This window comes from Clostridium sp. AF19-22AC (assembly GCF_003479085.1).
GTDB classification, from domain to species: domain Bacteria; phylum Bacillota; class Clostridia; order Lachnospirales; family Lachnospiraceae; genus Faecalicatena_A; species Faecalicatena_A orotica.
Genome location: NZ_QUGN01000001.1, coordinates 450041 through 463308, shown reverse-complemented (window position 1 = coordinate 463308; position 13268 = coordinate 450041). Strand labels below are relative to the sequence as shown.

At 47.1% G+C, this 13268-nt stretch carries 14 protein-coding genes; 7 read left to right on the top strand and 7 right to left on the bottom strand.

Going from position 1 to position 13268, the window contains the following annotated elements; all coding sequences use genetic code 11:
- Positions 1-162: 162 nt before the first annotated feature.
- Genes DWX43_RS02065 through DWX43_RS26860 form a run of 3 tightly spaced genes read left to right on the top strand, consistent with a single transcriptional unit; the run spans position 163 to position 1722 of the window.
- Positions 163-753, top strand: a complete 591-nt coding sequence (locus DWX43_RS02065) for a TetR/AcrR family transcriptional regulator (RefSeq protein ID WP_118618486.1) — start codon at positions 163-165, stop codon at positions 751-753.
- Between the two features lie 2 nt (positions 754-755).
- The gene (locus DWX43_RS02060; protein ID WP_118618484.1) at positions 756-1520 is read left to right on the top strand and encodes a nucleoside phosphorylase; all 765 of its coding nucleotides are present in this window, start codon (positions 756-758) and stop codon (positions 1518-1520) included.
- A 49-nt stretch (positions 1521-1569) separates the two neighbouring features.
- Positions 1570-1722, top strand: a complete 153-nt coding sequence (locus tag DWX43_RS26860) for a hypothetical protein (protein WP_182440597.1) — start codon at positions 1570-1572, stop codon at positions 1720-1722.
- 86 nt (positions 1723-1808) lie between these two features.
- Here the strand turns inward: DWX43_RS26860 and DWX43_RS02055 are convergent, their stop codons facing one another.
- The gene (locus DWX43_RS02055; protein ID WP_118618482.1) at positions 1809-2795 is read right to left on the bottom strand and encodes a diaminopimelate dehydrogenase; all 987 of its coding nucleotides are present in this window, start codon (positions 2793-2795) and stop codon (positions 1809-1811) included.
- A gap of 279 nt (positions 2796-3074) precedes the next feature.
- On the opposite strand from DWX43_RS02055, the gene DWX43_RS02050 reads away from it, so the two are divergent.
- A complete protein-coding gene (locus tag DWX43_RS02050) occupies positions 3075-3755 on the top strand; it encodes an ABC transporter ATP-binding protein (protein ID WP_109731584.1) in 681 nt (226 codons plus the stop codon).
- Positions 3755-6433 (top strand): ABC transporter permease, encoded by a 2679-nt coding sequence (locus DWX43_RS02045; protein WP_118618480.1) that lies wholly within the window; start codon positions 3755-3757, stop codon positions 6431-6433. The genes DWX43_RS02050 and DWX43_RS02045 overlap by 1 nt, the downstream gene beginning before the upstream one ends.
- 3 nt (positions 6434-6436) lie before the next feature.
- Here the strand turns inward: DWX43_RS02045 and DWX43_RS02040 are convergent, their stop codons facing one another.
- Genes DWX43_RS02040 through DWX43_RS02025 form a run of 4 tightly spaced genes read right to left on the bottom strand, consistent with a single transcriptional unit; the run spans position 6437 to position 10098 of the window.
- Positions 6437-7618, bottom strand: a complete 1182-nt coding sequence (locus DWX43_RS02040) for a HAMP domain-containing sensor histidine kinase (protein ID WP_118618478.1) — start codon at positions 7616-7618, stop codon at positions 6437-6439.
- Positions 7615-8280, bottom strand: a complete 666-nt coding sequence (locus tag DWX43_RS02035) for a response regulator transcription factor (protein WP_118618476.1) — start codon at positions 8278-8280, stop codon at positions 7615-7617. Before DWX43_RS02035 ends, DWX43_RS02040 begins: the two co-directional genes overlap by 4 nt.
- Positions 8281-8309: 29 nt before the next feature.
- Entirely contained in the window at positions 8310-9668 is a 1359-nt protein-coding gene (locus DWX43_RS02030) for an MATE family efflux transporter (RefSeq protein ID WP_118618474.1), read from the bottom strand.
- A complete protein-coding gene (locus DWX43_RS02025; protein ID WP_118618472.1) occupies positions 9661-10098 on the bottom strand; it encodes a winged helix DNA-binding protein in 438 nt (145 codons plus the stop codon). Before DWX43_RS02025 ends, DWX43_RS02030 begins: the two co-directional genes overlap by 8 nt.
- 265 nt (positions 10099-10363) lie before the next feature.
- Here DWX43_RS02025 and DWX43_RS02020 point away from each other — a divergent pair, with 265 nt between their 5' ends.
- Positions 10364-10849, top strand: coding sequence for a CarD family transcriptional regulator (locus DWX43_RS02020; protein WP_109731577.1), 486 nt, complete (start codon positions 10364-10366; stop codon positions 10847-10849).
- A 201-nt stretch (positions 10850-11050) separates the two neighbouring features.
- Complete coding sequence (locus tag DWX43_RS02015) at positions 11051-11263, top strand: cold-shock protein (RefSeq protein WP_118618470.1); 213 nt, start codon at positions 11051-11053, stop codon at positions 11261-11263.
- Between the two features lie 181 nt (positions 11264-11444).
- On the opposite strand, the gene DWX43_RS02010 is transcribed toward DWX43_RS02015, so the two are convergent.
- On the bottom strand, positions 11445-12245 hold the full coding sequence (locus tag DWX43_RS02010) for a Cof-type HAD-IIB family hydrolase (RefSeq protein WP_118618468.1): 801 nt from the start codon (positions 12243-12245) through the stop codon (positions 11445-11447).
- A 68-nt stretch (positions 12246-12313) separates the two neighbouring features.
- Positions 12314-13267, bottom strand: coding sequence for an adenosine deaminase (gene add / locus DWX43_RS02005; protein ID WP_118618466.1), 954 nt, complete (start codon positions 13265-13267; stop codon positions 12314-12316).
- Between the last annotated feature and the right edge of the window lies 1 nt (position 13268).

Sequence of the window (13268 nt, the reverse complement as noted above, 5' to 3'; positions counted from 1 at the left end):
CTTGTAACTTAACTAACTGACATTGGGAGTGAACAGTAACCCGAAGATTCATATTACCAGAAATGGTAGTCATCCCGTCTTGATTTTCCGACACATATGTCGTACAATAAATTTACAGACACAAGTGTCGGTTTTTCAAAAAATAATCCAGGAGGAAATCAAGTGAATAAAAAAGGTGAAGCAACCAGACAGACAATCAAAGAAAAAGCTTACCTGCTTTTCGCAGAAAAAGGATTCAAAGAAGTCACCATGAAGGATATCTGTGAAGCCACAGGTTTGAGCCGCGGCGGACTCTACTGCCACTATACCGGTACCGGGCAGATTTTTTCAGAGATCATCCATGACCTTATGAGCAGGCAGGACCAGGATTTCCAGACTAAACTCAACAGCGGCATATCTGCGGTTACAATTCTGGATGAAGTCCTGAACCGGTATCAAATCGAGATGACCGACAGTGCGGCTTGTTTGAGTGTGGCAATCTTTGAATATTTTAGTATGCAGGAACATGGTTCGAAAGAAAACAGCATTTATGAACAATACCTGCTTTCCTCTGAAATGTGGCAAAGTCTGATACAATACGGGATCGGCAGAAAAGAATTCTATCCGGCCGATGTCCGGGCCGTCATCGACCTGCTTCTGTTTTCCTATCAGGGTGTCAGGATGTACAGCTGTCTCATGCCTATAGACGAAACAATCCCCGCACACATACTGGGGGAAATCCGCAAAATCTTAGTCATTCCCAAGGAGGTATAATTATGGCAACCATATTCCAGCATTACGACAATACAAGGCAGGCATACATCAATCCACAGGATTCTACCAAACCAATTCCCGGCTTTCCAAAGAGGTGCGTCACAACATTTTCAGAAAATATCATTCAGAAATTTGCCTCCGTGAAGGGCGTACAGGTCATTACAAACTTATACTCGGCGAACGGCATTCTCCCCGTCTATGAGATAAACTATGCTGGACACCGGATCGCTTTCTTCCTCTCACGGGTCGGTGCACCTGCCTGTATAGCAGGTCTTGAGGAAATCATCGCATTAGGGGCCGAAAAACTGGTGATGTTCGGCTGCGCCGGAATGCTCGATGACACCGCCACGCAGGGGAAACTCATGATCCCAGTGTCCGCTGTCAGGGATGAGGGCACAAGCTACCACTATCTGCCCTCCAGTGAAACCATCAATGCCGACCCTCATTCCGTTGAAGTCCTAAAGGAATGCTTCTGCTGGAAGAACGTTCCATATGTAACCGGAAAAACATGGACCACCGATGCCATTTACAGGGAGACTCCTAAACGAATCGAAGAACGAAGAAAGCAGGGCTGCCTGACCGTAGAAATGGAGTGCTCCGCCGCCCTCGCCGTCACACAATTCAGGCAGGTTTTGTTTGCCCAGTTCCTGTACGGGGCCGACAGCCTGTCCGGGAAGCGCTGGGAGCCTAACGACTTGATTGAATATGGACTGAAAGGTGCTGAAAAATACATGACTCTCGCTTTTGACTGTGCACTCAGCCTGTAATGTGCTATACTAAATTTAACATTAAGGTTGCGTTTCTCAGGAGGTTTCTATGAAAAAGAAGAAAAAAGAATCAGGCACAGATCTCGGTATTGTTATTGGCTTTTTCGCCGCTTTGCTTTTAAAAAATCCTCTTTGGATACTAATCGGAATCGTTGCCGGTTCCATTTATGATATGTTTAAGAAAAAGGACCTGATTCCGTAAAATTCAAAATACCGCCTGCTGGGACCTTTACAGACCCCCACGGGCGGCATTTTTTTAATCCATATTTATTAACCCAGCCCCTAACCTTACAGCAGTTCTGCCCTGAGTTCCTCCGCAGATTTCATGGAAAGCATTCCCGGAGCAATATCGAATACAGTCCTTCCTCCCGCTTCCCCGTTCTTAGCTAATCTGTAAGCAGCCCTCGCATAGCATACAAGGACACTGGATGTAAATTCCGGATTAGAATCCAGTTTCAGGGAGTATTCGATCACATTTTTATTTCCATCACGTCCGGTCTCACCGCTTCTGATCACGAATCCGCCGTGAGGCATCTTGCTGTGGTTCGCCTTCAGCTCTTCTTCCGTGATAAATTTAACCGTTGTGTCGTAATCTGAGAAATAGTTCGGCATATTCTTGATTGTCTCTTCGATCTCCTTGAGGTCTGCACCCTCCTCGGCTACCACATAGCATTCTCTCAAATGCTTTTCTCTTGTTGTCAGCTTCGGTCCACATCCGCTGCGTACCTTCTCCACTGCTTCTTCAACAGGCACAGTATATTGAATAGCATTCTTCACGCCCGCTACACGGCGGATTGCATCTGAATGTCCCTGGCTAACGCCCTTGCCCCAGAATGTATAGGTATCTCCATCTACAAGGATAGACTCCGCGTAGATTCTGTTCAGGGAAAACATTCCCGGGTCCCAGCCTACAGAGATAATTCCGATATTACCACCCTCTTTTGCAGCCTTGTCCATGTTTGCAAAATACTCCGGAATCTTCGCATGAGTATCAAAACTGTCGATTGTGTTGAAATTCTTAACAATCTGTGGTCCGATCACCGGAAGGTCTGTCGCAGAACCCCCGCATAAAATCATAACATCAATCTCATCCTTCATACCGGACATATCATCCATATGTACCACCGGCACGCCTTCTGTAAGAATCTTTACAGACTCCGGTGCACGTCTTGTAAAGACTGCCTTCAGTTCCATATCCTCATTGCGCTCCACTGCAAGCTCCACACCACGTCCGATGTTGCCATATCCCACAATTCCAATTCTGATTTTCTCCATCGTATATCCTTCCTTCCAATCTTCATATCACAAGTTTTAACCGATAATTAGTATAACATATGAGGGCGTGATGCACAATTTAAAATTCGTAACAGATTTTACATGCTCCAAAATCTTTTTTGTCACTTTCCTGTCACTTTCCCAAGCTAATATGATATCATCGTAACTGACCAGAATCGGCCAACACCATTGCCAAAGGCGATTTGTAAATCTTTTCGGCGTACCCGTTCCTGTTCTGGCCGGGATACGTGTTATGAATCTGGAAAGGAGTTAGAAACTATGGAAATACTGCGCTGCAGCCATCTTACAAAAACTTATGGAAGTGGTTCGAATACCGTATCCGCCCTTGATGATGTCAGTCTTTCTCTCGAAAGGGGGAGCTTCACCGCCATCGTAGGGGCATCGGGTTCCGGGAAATCAACCCTGTTACACATGTTAGGAGGGGTGGACCGTCCGACCAAAGGAAACATATTCATAGAAGATACTGATATCTCTGCACTCAGTCAGGAGCAGCTTGCCGTCTTCAGGCGGCGGAAAGTGGGGCTTGTTTACCAGTTTTATAATCTGATCCCCACCCTCAATGTCCGGAAAAACATCCTGCTGCCGGTCCTTCTGGATAACCAGACGCCAGATGAGGAACGATTCCGCCATCTTGTCTCCACGCTGGGTCTCACGGAGCGTCTGACACACCTGCCAAGCGAACTCTCCGGCGGACAACAGCAGCGTGTCGCAATCGCAAGAAGCCTGATCTACCGTCCGGCAATCCTGCTGGCTGATGAGCCTACCGGCAATCTGGACAGAAAGAACTCAGAAGAAACCATCGACCTGCTGAAGCTTTCCAACCGGCAGTACGGACAGACCATCCTGCTGATCACCCATGACGAAAAGACAGCCCTCAAGGCAGACCGCATCATTACACTGGAGGATGGAAAAATCCTGCATGACGAGGTGGTGTCCTGATGAAGATTATACGAGAATATGTATGGGATACATTAAGACGGAATAAAAGAACGAGTCTGGCCATTATGACGGCTCTCTTCCTCATGACCACGATGATGTCCTGCTTCAGTGGTTTCGTGTATACGATGTGGACCGATTCCATCGCCCTGTCGGTCAACGAAAACGGAAACTGGCATGGGGAGCTGTTTGACAATACAAGTGCAAAAGACCTTGAATACATTAAAAATTATGCATCCGTATCCGCGGTACTGCTCAAAGGAGCCTGGGAAGCCGCAAAGCTGGAGGATGAAGGCAGAAGAATGTACCTGATTACACGCGGGGCGAATGAGGAATACTGGAATTCCATGCCGGAAAAAAGCACCGTCATTGAAGGGCGTATTCCGGAGGCCGAGGATGAACTTGCCCTCTCAAAACAATACTTCGATGACCACCCCGAGGCCTCTTTAGGAGACACGCTCACGCTTCCTGTAGGCCAGAGGATCTATGACGGCAGGGTGTGCATGGAAACAGATATATGGCGTGACGGTGAGACCTTCCGCCAGACAGGGACAAAGACTTATAAACTGGTTGGAATCATGGATGTCGCTACCTCCTCTTCTGTTCCTGCCTATACAGGACTTGGCTTTCTGGACGAAGAAACGATTAAACCGGAAGACAATATTACCGTATACCTGCGCTTTGACTCAATACGCAGCACATACAGGGAGCTTCCCGCCCTTGCCGAATCAATCGGATACCAGAAGGATGAATATGGAAACTATAACCTCAGATATAATACAGACCTGCTCCTGAAATATGCAGTCCTGCCACCTGAACAAATCATAAGCATCACCAGTCTGAACATCCTGGCAGTACCTCTTATGTTCCTTGTACTGGCTGCGCTTCTGATTGCCGTATTTGTACTGGTCATTCACAATGCATTCGCCCTGTCTGCAAATGAAAAAATGACGCAGCTCGGTACACTCGCAGGGATAGGGGCTTCCCCGAAACAGATCAAATCGGCCGTATCCTCTGAGGCAATGATGCTCCTGATCATTCCGCTTCCGCTTGGCCTTCTGTGCGGCTGGCTGCTGGATATAGAATTATTCCGCCTGATCAATGCCGCTAATGACATCGGCAGGACGGCTCCCGACATTGTACTGACATTTGGGATTCCCGCGGTTCTGCCCGCTGCGGTACTTTCCATCATTACGGCATGGTTATCCGCCAGGATACCTGCCAGAAAAGTTGCCAAAATGATGCCTGTAGAAGCACTGAGACAGGTGGAGACACTGAAAGGGAAGAAAATCAGGCAGAGCCGTATCTCTGGCCATTTTGGAATCAGCGGTGAACTGGCCTCGAATGCCCTGACAGCACGAAAAAAGTCTTACCGGACAGCCACGATTTCACTCTGTCTCTCCTTCCTGCTCCTGACTGGGTTTTTATATATTTTTACTGCCCAGAATGCGGCAAGAGAAGTGTATCGGACACAGGATGAAGCAGAAGGGCATATTTTTCTGTCTATCAGTGACGGCAGGGCGCCCGAGCAGAAGGCGCTTGATGAGTTGAAGGAAGTTCCCGGCGTACAGAAATATGTATTATATGACCAAATGCCCTGTGCCACCTGGATTACACCGGATCAGGCCTCTGATGATATTGAGACCCATTTGGGGGGATTTGATAAAATTGTCTCGGAGAAAAAGTATTCACCAATCGAGAGGGACGGAAAATACCGGATTTTTTCTACACTGATCGGTCTGGAAGACGATAGTTTCCGCGAATACTGCCGGCAATTGGGAATCGATCCGGAAGCATACTATGAAGATTCCTCCAAAGCAATTATCTATAACCAGACCGCCGATCCATACGCCAGCACACGCAGGGAGAATGTATACCGCGAGATGCTGAAACTGGAGGCGGGACAGACCATCCCATTTACAGAACGGGCCTATGATGAGGACACCGGGGATTTTGAATTTCAGCTGACAGCAGGAGATATTGTAACAGAACTGCCTTCAGAAGGACTGGGCCTGTCCAGATTTACGCTGGCAGCAGTCATGCCTATGCAGCACGTAATGGATCTGGCAGCCTCCTGCAGTGAAAAGAGACGCCTCAGGGCAGCTTCCGTATATGGGAATTTCATAACAGATACTTCCGGGGGCGTTTCCTATCCGCTGATTGAGAAAACGACCTCCAGAATCCGGGAGATTGTGGGACATTACTATGGGAGCGGTGACTATATGCTCTCAGATCTGGCCGAAAAGGAAGAAATGAGTAAAGAGACAAACGGTGTAATGGCCAAAATCGTTGCCTTTCTGACCGGACTGCTTGCACTGATCGGCCTCTCCAACATTTGGGCAAGTATCTCCGGCAACTTAAGACAGCGGAGCCGTGAATTTGCCATGCTGAAGTCGGCAGGACTATCACCAGCGCAGCTCTGGCGGATGCTGTTTCTGGAAGGCCTGACCCTCGGGCTGAAGCCCCTGATCTACAGCCTTCCGTTCCAGATCGCCATTCTGGCAGTCTTTCTGAATATAAACGAGGTCGGTTTACTGGAATACCTGCCCTATGCACCTTTCGGGATACTGCTTGGATACACCGGATTAGTCCTCCTCGCAGTCACCGGAGCCTATTATACAGGCGGCAGAAGAATTCAAAGGCAGAATATCATCTCTGCAATCAAGGATGATACCATCTGACACCTATTTTTTATAGAATCTTATACAGAACCGGGCATGTCCGTCAGCAGAGTTCTCTGCACGGATCTGCCCGTTCTGTTCTTCCAAAATCAGTTTGGTAAGCGCAAGCCCGATCCCGGCGCTGTCTTTTCCGGCACGTTCCCCCCTGTAAAACCGTTCAAATAAATGAGGCATGTCTTTCTTGGAAAAGCCGGTGCCTCCGTCTTCAATCAGCAGCTCCGTATATAATGGATTCTGCTCATAGTTTATGCGGATCACTCCGCCTTGTGGCGTATGCTCCGCACAATTTTTAAGTACATTTAAAATGGCCTCGGATGTCCACTGCATATCTGCATTTATCCAGATTTCCTGCCCGCTTTCCGGCGGCCGGACATCCAGTTTTACCTGCCTTTTGTCCAGCATATCCTGAAGCGGCTCTTTAGCGGCATCCAACAGGTCTTCCATGTCTGCTGCCTCCATATGCAGCTTAAGTGTATGGGAATCCAGCTTCGCAAGTGCCAGAAGTCCGTCTACCAGACCTTTCAGCCGTTCGACCTGATGCTTCAGCCGTTCAAGATATTCCTGTTCTTCCTTCTGGGAAGGTTCCAGTAATTCCGTCATCAGCGACATAGACGTAAGCGGCGTTTTTAACTGGTGTGCAATATCGGCAATCCTCGCTGCCAGTATTTCATGGTCTTTCACTGCCTCTTCTTTTGTACCGTAAAGTTCGGCAACGGTCTTGTAAATCTCATCTTCCAGATGGGAAAATGCATCCTCTTTCCGCATGAGTACGGCCGCCCTGCCCTGGTCTGCCGCTTTTAAGTAATTGGTCAGTTCCGTAATTCTCTCTGCCTGTTTCTTCTTACGTTTTCCTTCTGCAAAAAATATGATGCAGCCCGCTGTCTCAAACAGTACCAGATTGAGCATAAGAGTGAATGGAAGATTATCCGTAAACCTTCCCAGCCTTCTGTATCCATACCTCTTTAAGTATGCCCGGGCGCTGCTGCCTGCTTCGTCTCCTTTTCTATAGGCATCTTTCAGTGCCTCCGGAAGGGACCCCTCCCTTTGAACTGCTTCTGCCAGATTTGCCGTCATGTTATATTCGTGTGCGCTTAAAAATGCAGCTGTCGCGAAACCTCCCGCTAAGACGGGGATGAGCCAGAGTATGAAGGAGATCAGAAATGCTTTCATTCCCCGCTGTTTCATGCTTTATCCTCCATCCTGTAACCGATACCGCGTATCGTAACGATAAGCTCTGTGCCGGACAGTTTCTTCCTCAGCCGTTTTACAGTGACTGTTAGTGTATTATCATTAACGAAATTGCCTTCCGCATCCCACAGTTTATCGAGTATCAGATTTCTCGGCAGAGTCCTGCCCTTATTCTCGAGCAGCACGCACAGAAGGCGGTATTCCAGAGCCGTCAGTTCCACCTCGTCCCCGTTCATGCTGACCTGCATCTTATCCTTATCGAGACAGATGTCCCCGCACGACAGCAGGTTCTGCTTTTCTTCCGGCACCCTCCTGAGTACGGCTTTCATCCTCGACTCCAGAACTTCAATATGGAACGGTTTCGTCACATAGTCGTCGGCCCCCATATCCAGCCCTTTCGTAATATCCCGGACATCATCCCGGACCGTCAGGAAAATGATAGGAGTCTTAAATCGTTCCTTTACCCATCTGCAGAAATCATAGCCGCTGCCATCCGGCAGATTGAGGTCGAGCAGGATAAGCTGAAACTCATCGGAAACAGCCTGTTTCCCCGCTTTAACCGTGGAACAGGCTGTACACATATATCCTTTTCGTTTTAATGCTGCTGTAATGCCAAATGAAATTGTCTCATCATCTTCGATTAACAAAATTCTGATCATATGCCCTCCGGATGATACTGACGGTTTTCCTATTCTTTCAGAAGTTTATTTGTTTTCCACTTCCCGCTCCTGATCCGCAGGAATGAGAAGATCGCACCGATCCCCCATCCAATCGGTATTGACCACCAGATTGCGCTGGAACCGATGAAGTGTGCCAGCAGGTACGCGATGATGACACGCGCAACCAGATTGGACATGGAACTCAACATGAATGCCCCCATATCACCGGCTCCTCTTAACATTCCGTTTCCTACAAACATGAATCCCATCAGCACATAAAATACAGATACCGTTTTCATATATTTCATACCATATGCCATTGCACTTCCGGCTGAACCGGCATTCAGGAAAAGCCCCAGAAGGTTCGGTCCGAACAGGAAGATAACACCTGTAATAATAACAGAAAAGATCAGGACCATCAAGAGGCTCGCCTTATAACCCTGTATCACCCTGTCCTCTTTTCCCGCCCCGATATTCTGGGCCGTATAACTGGACATGGCATTGGAGAAGTTCATATTCGGCATCATTGCCAGTGTATCTATCTTTGTAGCCGCCGTATAGCCTGCCACGAATACCTTGCCGTAAGAATTCACCAGCCCCTGCATCAGCATCATACTGACGGAAACAATGGACTGCTGGATCATGGAAGGTACACCGATTTTCGCAATCCTCTTCGCCGCAGCCCACTCAAAAAGCCCCGGTTTCTGATCTGCATATGCGGGTTCATTCTCCATCTTTCTGAGCCTCCTCATCAGCACCGTAAATGAAATGACCGCACACAGTCCCTGTGCAATCAGAGTCGCCCATGCAACGCCTGCAACCCCCATACCGAATTTAATAACAAAAAGCAGGTCCAGGCCGATGTTTGTCAGTGCAGATACCATCAAAAACTTCAGGGGTGTGTTGCTGTCCCCGAGTGCGTTATAAATACCGTTCAGTGTATTATATAGAAAAAGGAAGACTGCCCCGCCGAAATAAATTCTCAGATATGTCAGTGAGTCTGCCAGAATTTCCTGATTGGTCCCAAGAAGTTTCAGAAGCGGCAGTGAGATTATTTCTCCTGCTGCCATGATCACAAGTCCGATGACACCCAAAGCAATCAGCGCCGTGTAAATCGTCGTCTTCATCTCTTTAATCTGTCCCGCACCAAAAAGCTGGGAAATAACAACTGTACATCCCATTGACAGCCCTGCTGCTACCGCTACGGCTAAAAATACAACAGGGAAGGAAGAACCAACCGCCGCCAGCGCATCCTCACCGACAAATTTCCCGACCACCATCGAGTCGACCATATTATAAAGCTGCTGGAACAGGTTTCCCAGTACCATCGGCAGTGCAAAGAAAAACAGCAGCTTCAAGGGTCTGCCGTTCGTAAGATTTTTAACCATTTTTCTTTCCCCCATTTTCTTTTTTGTATTCCAGCACATTCTGGGAAATACGTTTTATGAATTCATGATTCTGTTCTCTTTCTTCATCTGTAAAACCTTCATAGCAGATGTCGTCCCATGCCTCGTAGATCCTGCAGATAGTGCCGTATATCTCGTCCCCTCTTTCCGTCAGTGAAACAAGCTTCTGCCGCCGGTTCTTATCATTCGTAATCCGGCAGACAAGCCCCTTTTCCTCCAGCGCATAGATCGTACGTGCAATCCTGCCTTTATCGATATCAAGAGTCTCCCCCAGCTCCTCCTGACTGCTGCTTCGGTCTTTCAGCAGGCGGATCAGCCTCCCCTCCATCGGGATCAGTCCGAATGCCTCCAATTCACTGCGGATGTAGGCAAGTTCACACCGTCTGATGATACTTACATAATAATTCTTCATATGTACTCCTTACATGTGCCATTGTGATGCGATTTCACCGTATAATAGTTGTATAATACAACAGTTGTACAGCACAACTATTATATGCTTATGATTACAGGATGTCAAGAAAAGATATCCGGAAAAATCCGCTTCCTGAATTTCCTATTCAATTTTCCGTAATTTTGTGCTATAATAGTTAAATAAGCTACGTCTGACTACTTTGCCGCAGTTGTCAGGGTAGCTTTTCCTTTTGTTAATCAGTTTCAGAAAGTAAGGGTGAAAAATGTATCAAATCAATGAAATCGTAGTTTATGAGAATGGTGACCTGTATACAATTAAAGATATCGGTGTTCCCGATTTTATCAAATCAGACCGAAAATATTATACACTGGAATCTTTAGAAAATTCCAAAAACGTAGTCTATGTAACTTTAGAAAATGAGGATAAACTCCGCACCGTGATTTCCCGTGAAACCGCTGCAAACTGCCTTGCAAAGCTGCCCGAGATCGAAGGACAGTATAACCCGAATGCAAAGGAACGAGACAAGGAATATCTCGATGTGATTAAGAACGGCTGCTGCCTGACACGGCTCAAGATGTTCAAGGGAATCCTTCAGGAGAAAAACAGGCGTGTCGGAACCGGAAAGCACCTCTGTGTCAGCGATGACCGCTACCTGCAAAAAGTCGGGAAATTAATCGACTATGAATTTTCAGTTGCATTGAACGTACCGATAGACCAGTTGCACGGCTGGATTGAAGATGCATTATAAAAGATTAAAGACTTTAGCCCGTTGTCTGTGAAAATAAATTTTCAGAATTTTCAAAATTTTCTTGACATTCATTTATTTGTATGGTAAAGTAACAACAGTTGTTAATTTGAATCGAAAACCGGAAGGGCAATGAATCTTATTAATTCATTGTCCTTCTTTTTTTGTTCGGTTAATACAAATATTAAAATGGAGGTACTGATTATGAATAACGGTACAGTAAAATGGTTTAATGCACAGAAGGGATTTGGTTTCATCACAGACGACAATTCAGGAAATGACGTTTTCGTTCATTTTTCAGCAATTATGTCTAATGGATACAAAAGCCTTGAAGAAGGTCAGAAAGTAACATTTGATACAGAGACTGACCCGAAAGACAGCAGAAAGCTGAAAGCAGCCAACGTTTGCGCTGCATAAGAATTTTTCTATAGAACCAATAGTTCCAAACATATTTTATTCCGGTGTACGATTATTATCATCCATTTGAATATTTGTATTTTGAACCATCACGTTTTATGAAATCAAAAAAAGCACTGAAACACGGAACACGGGCGGGGGAATCATCCCCTGCCGCAGAAGTCCGGTGTATCAGTGCTTTTTAAGTGTTCAGGATAAATTTTTCTATCACCTCTGCGATCCCGTCCTTTTCGTTGGATGCAGTGATATATGCTGCTTTCTTTTTGACTTCTTCGGGTGCATTTCCCATCGCTACGCCAAGGCCTGCGTATTCTATCATGGACAGGTCGTTGAAACCGTCTCCGACTGCGATCATTTCTTCTCTTCTTATGTGATACATCTCTCCTATTTTTGCCATTGCCGCCGCTTTCGACACTTTGCTGTTGAAAAACTCCAGAAACACGGGTTTGGAGGTACAGTACGTGACATTGTGAAAATCACATGCGGCCAGTTCATCCTGCCACTTAAGTAAGGACCCGGCATCATCGTACCACAGGATCTTTGTGATCCCCTGCTCTAAAAGTGCCTCCTCATCCTCAATCAGCTCCGGTTCCACCCCTGAGAGCTTCTTATAATCATGAATCCTGTCGTTTAACACATTCCCATACAGCCGGTTCGCTGACCAGATGCACATCGTCGTCTCGAATTCCCTGCCCGCCTTCAAGATCTTCCGGGCATCTTCTTTTTCCAGTTCCTGCTGAAACAGGATCTTACGGGTATCAGAAAGAACAATCATAGCCCCGTTATAAGTGATAAACGGAGCTTTCAGGTTCAATATAGGCTGATAGATTTCGACCCCCTGTATCGGGCGGCCTGTAGATACCGAGAAAAGAATCCCCTTCTCCGCCGCTTTTTTGACCGCCTCCAGTGTGCGCGGTGTGATTTTCCCGGACTGGTTCAGCAGTGTCCCGTCCATGTCCGCCGCAATAAACTTATACCCCATCTTTGCTTCTCCCCTGATATGCCTGATTAAGTAGTTTCGTATTTCTAATTTATGTAGTCTTACGTCCCTTATTTTCGAAAAGCAGCCTCTTCTGCATGTTTCATCAGCTGTTCCATATCACTATAAGTCAGCTTATAATATTTTTCAAGGAGTTTCAGCTCTTTTGTAATCGTTGTATTGCTCACCGTCCGGTTGTCTGTATTGACTGTCACCGGTATCCCGGCCTCCAGAAATGAAAGGAACGGGTATTCTTCCATAGATTCCACCGCATGGGTCTGCAGGTTGCTGGTCGGACACATTTCAAAACAAATCCGTTTTCCGGCACAGTATTCTCTCAGCTCCTTATCTTTCCCGGCCGCAATGCCGTGTCCGATACGTGACGCGCCGAGTTCCAGTGCATCCCGGATGCTTTTCGCACTGCCGCACTCTCCTGCATGTATCGTAAAAGGGATTCCAAGACGCTGTGCTGTCTCAAACATCTTCGCCTGCCCCGTCACCGGAAATGATGTCTCATCACCGGCTAAGTCAACCGCGCAGACACCGGCATCCATATATTCCCTTGCCGTCTTTACCAACTCTACATTTTTCTCCACCGCCATATGCCGCATCCCGCAGAGAATCAGACCGCAGTCCACATGGTAAGCCGCCTTCCCCTCTTCCATTCCTTCGATGGCGCCCTCGATAATCTCCCTTGCAGAAAGCTGTTCATGGACGGACAAGAGCGGGGCGAAACGAATTTCCATATAAACAACGTTCTCCAGAGACGCATCATGGAGTACTTCCCTGACTGCCGTACGGAAATTTTCTTTCGTAATCAGGCATGACAGCGGCAGGTCAAACTTCATCAGGTATTCCTTCAGACTACGGCAGTCCGGCTGCACCTGAAGGAGGCTTGAGAGGGCGGCATCATCCGGCAGGTCCCTTCCGGTCTCACATGCAAGTTTCCGAATGGTCACTGCACTAAGGGAGCCATCCAGATGGCAGTGCAGGTCGTATTTCTTTAAGTTTTCTATTGTATTCATG

Excerpts from the sequence above, each read along its gene's own strand:
- DWX43_RS02060 (WP_118618484.1), top strand. The coding sequence starts at position 756 with ATGGCAACCATATTCCAGCATTACGACAATACAAGGCAGGCATACATC.
- DWX43_RS26860 (WP_182440597.1), top strand. The coding sequence starts at position 1,570 with ATGAAAAAGAAGAAAAAAGAATCAGGCACAGATCTCGGTATTGTTATT.
- DWX43_RS02055 (WP_118618482.1), bottom strand. The coding sequence starts at position 2,795 with ATGGAGAAAATCAGAATTGGAATTGTGGGATATGGCAACATCGGACGT.
- DWX43_RS02050 (WP_109731584.1), top strand. The coding sequence starts at position 3,075 with ATGGAAATACTGCGCTGCAGCCATCTTACAAAAACTTATGGAAGTGGT.
- DWX43_RS02045 (WP_118618480.1), top strand. The coding sequence starts at position 3,755 with ATGAAGATTATACGAGAATATGTATGGGATACATTAAGACGGAATAAA.
- DWX43_RS02040 (WP_118618478.1), bottom strand. The coding sequence starts at position 7,618 with ATGAAACAGCGGGGAATGAAAGCATTTCTGATCTCCTTCATACTCTGG.
- DWX43_RS02035 (WP_118618476.1), bottom strand. The coding sequence starts at position 8,280 with ATGATCAGAATTTTGTTAATCGAAGATGATGAGACAATTTCATTTGGC.
- DWX43_RS02030 (WP_118618474.1), bottom strand. The coding sequence starts at position 9,668 with ATGGTTAAAAATCTTACGAACGGCAGACCCTTGAAGCTGCTGTTTTTC.
- DWX43_RS02025 (WP_118618472.1), bottom strand. The coding sequence starts at position 10,098 with ATGAAGAATTATTATGTAAGTATCATCAGACGGTGTGAACTTGCCTAC.
- DWX43_RS02020 (WP_109731577.1), top strand. The coding sequence starts at position 10,364 with ATGTATCAAATCAATGAAATCGTAGTTTATGAGAATGGTGACCTGTAT.
- DWX43_RS02015 (WP_118618470.1), top strand. The coding sequence starts at position 11,051 with ATGAATAACGGTACAGTAAAATGGTTTAATGCACAGAAGGGATTTGGT.
- DWX43_RS02010 (WP_118618468.1), bottom strand. The coding sequence starts at position 12,245 with ATGGGGTATAAGTTTATTGCGGCGGACATGGACGGGACACTGCTGAAC.
- add (WP_118618466.1), bottom strand. The coding sequence starts at position 13,267 with ATGAATACAATAGAAAACTTAAAGAAATACGACCTGCACTGCCATCTG.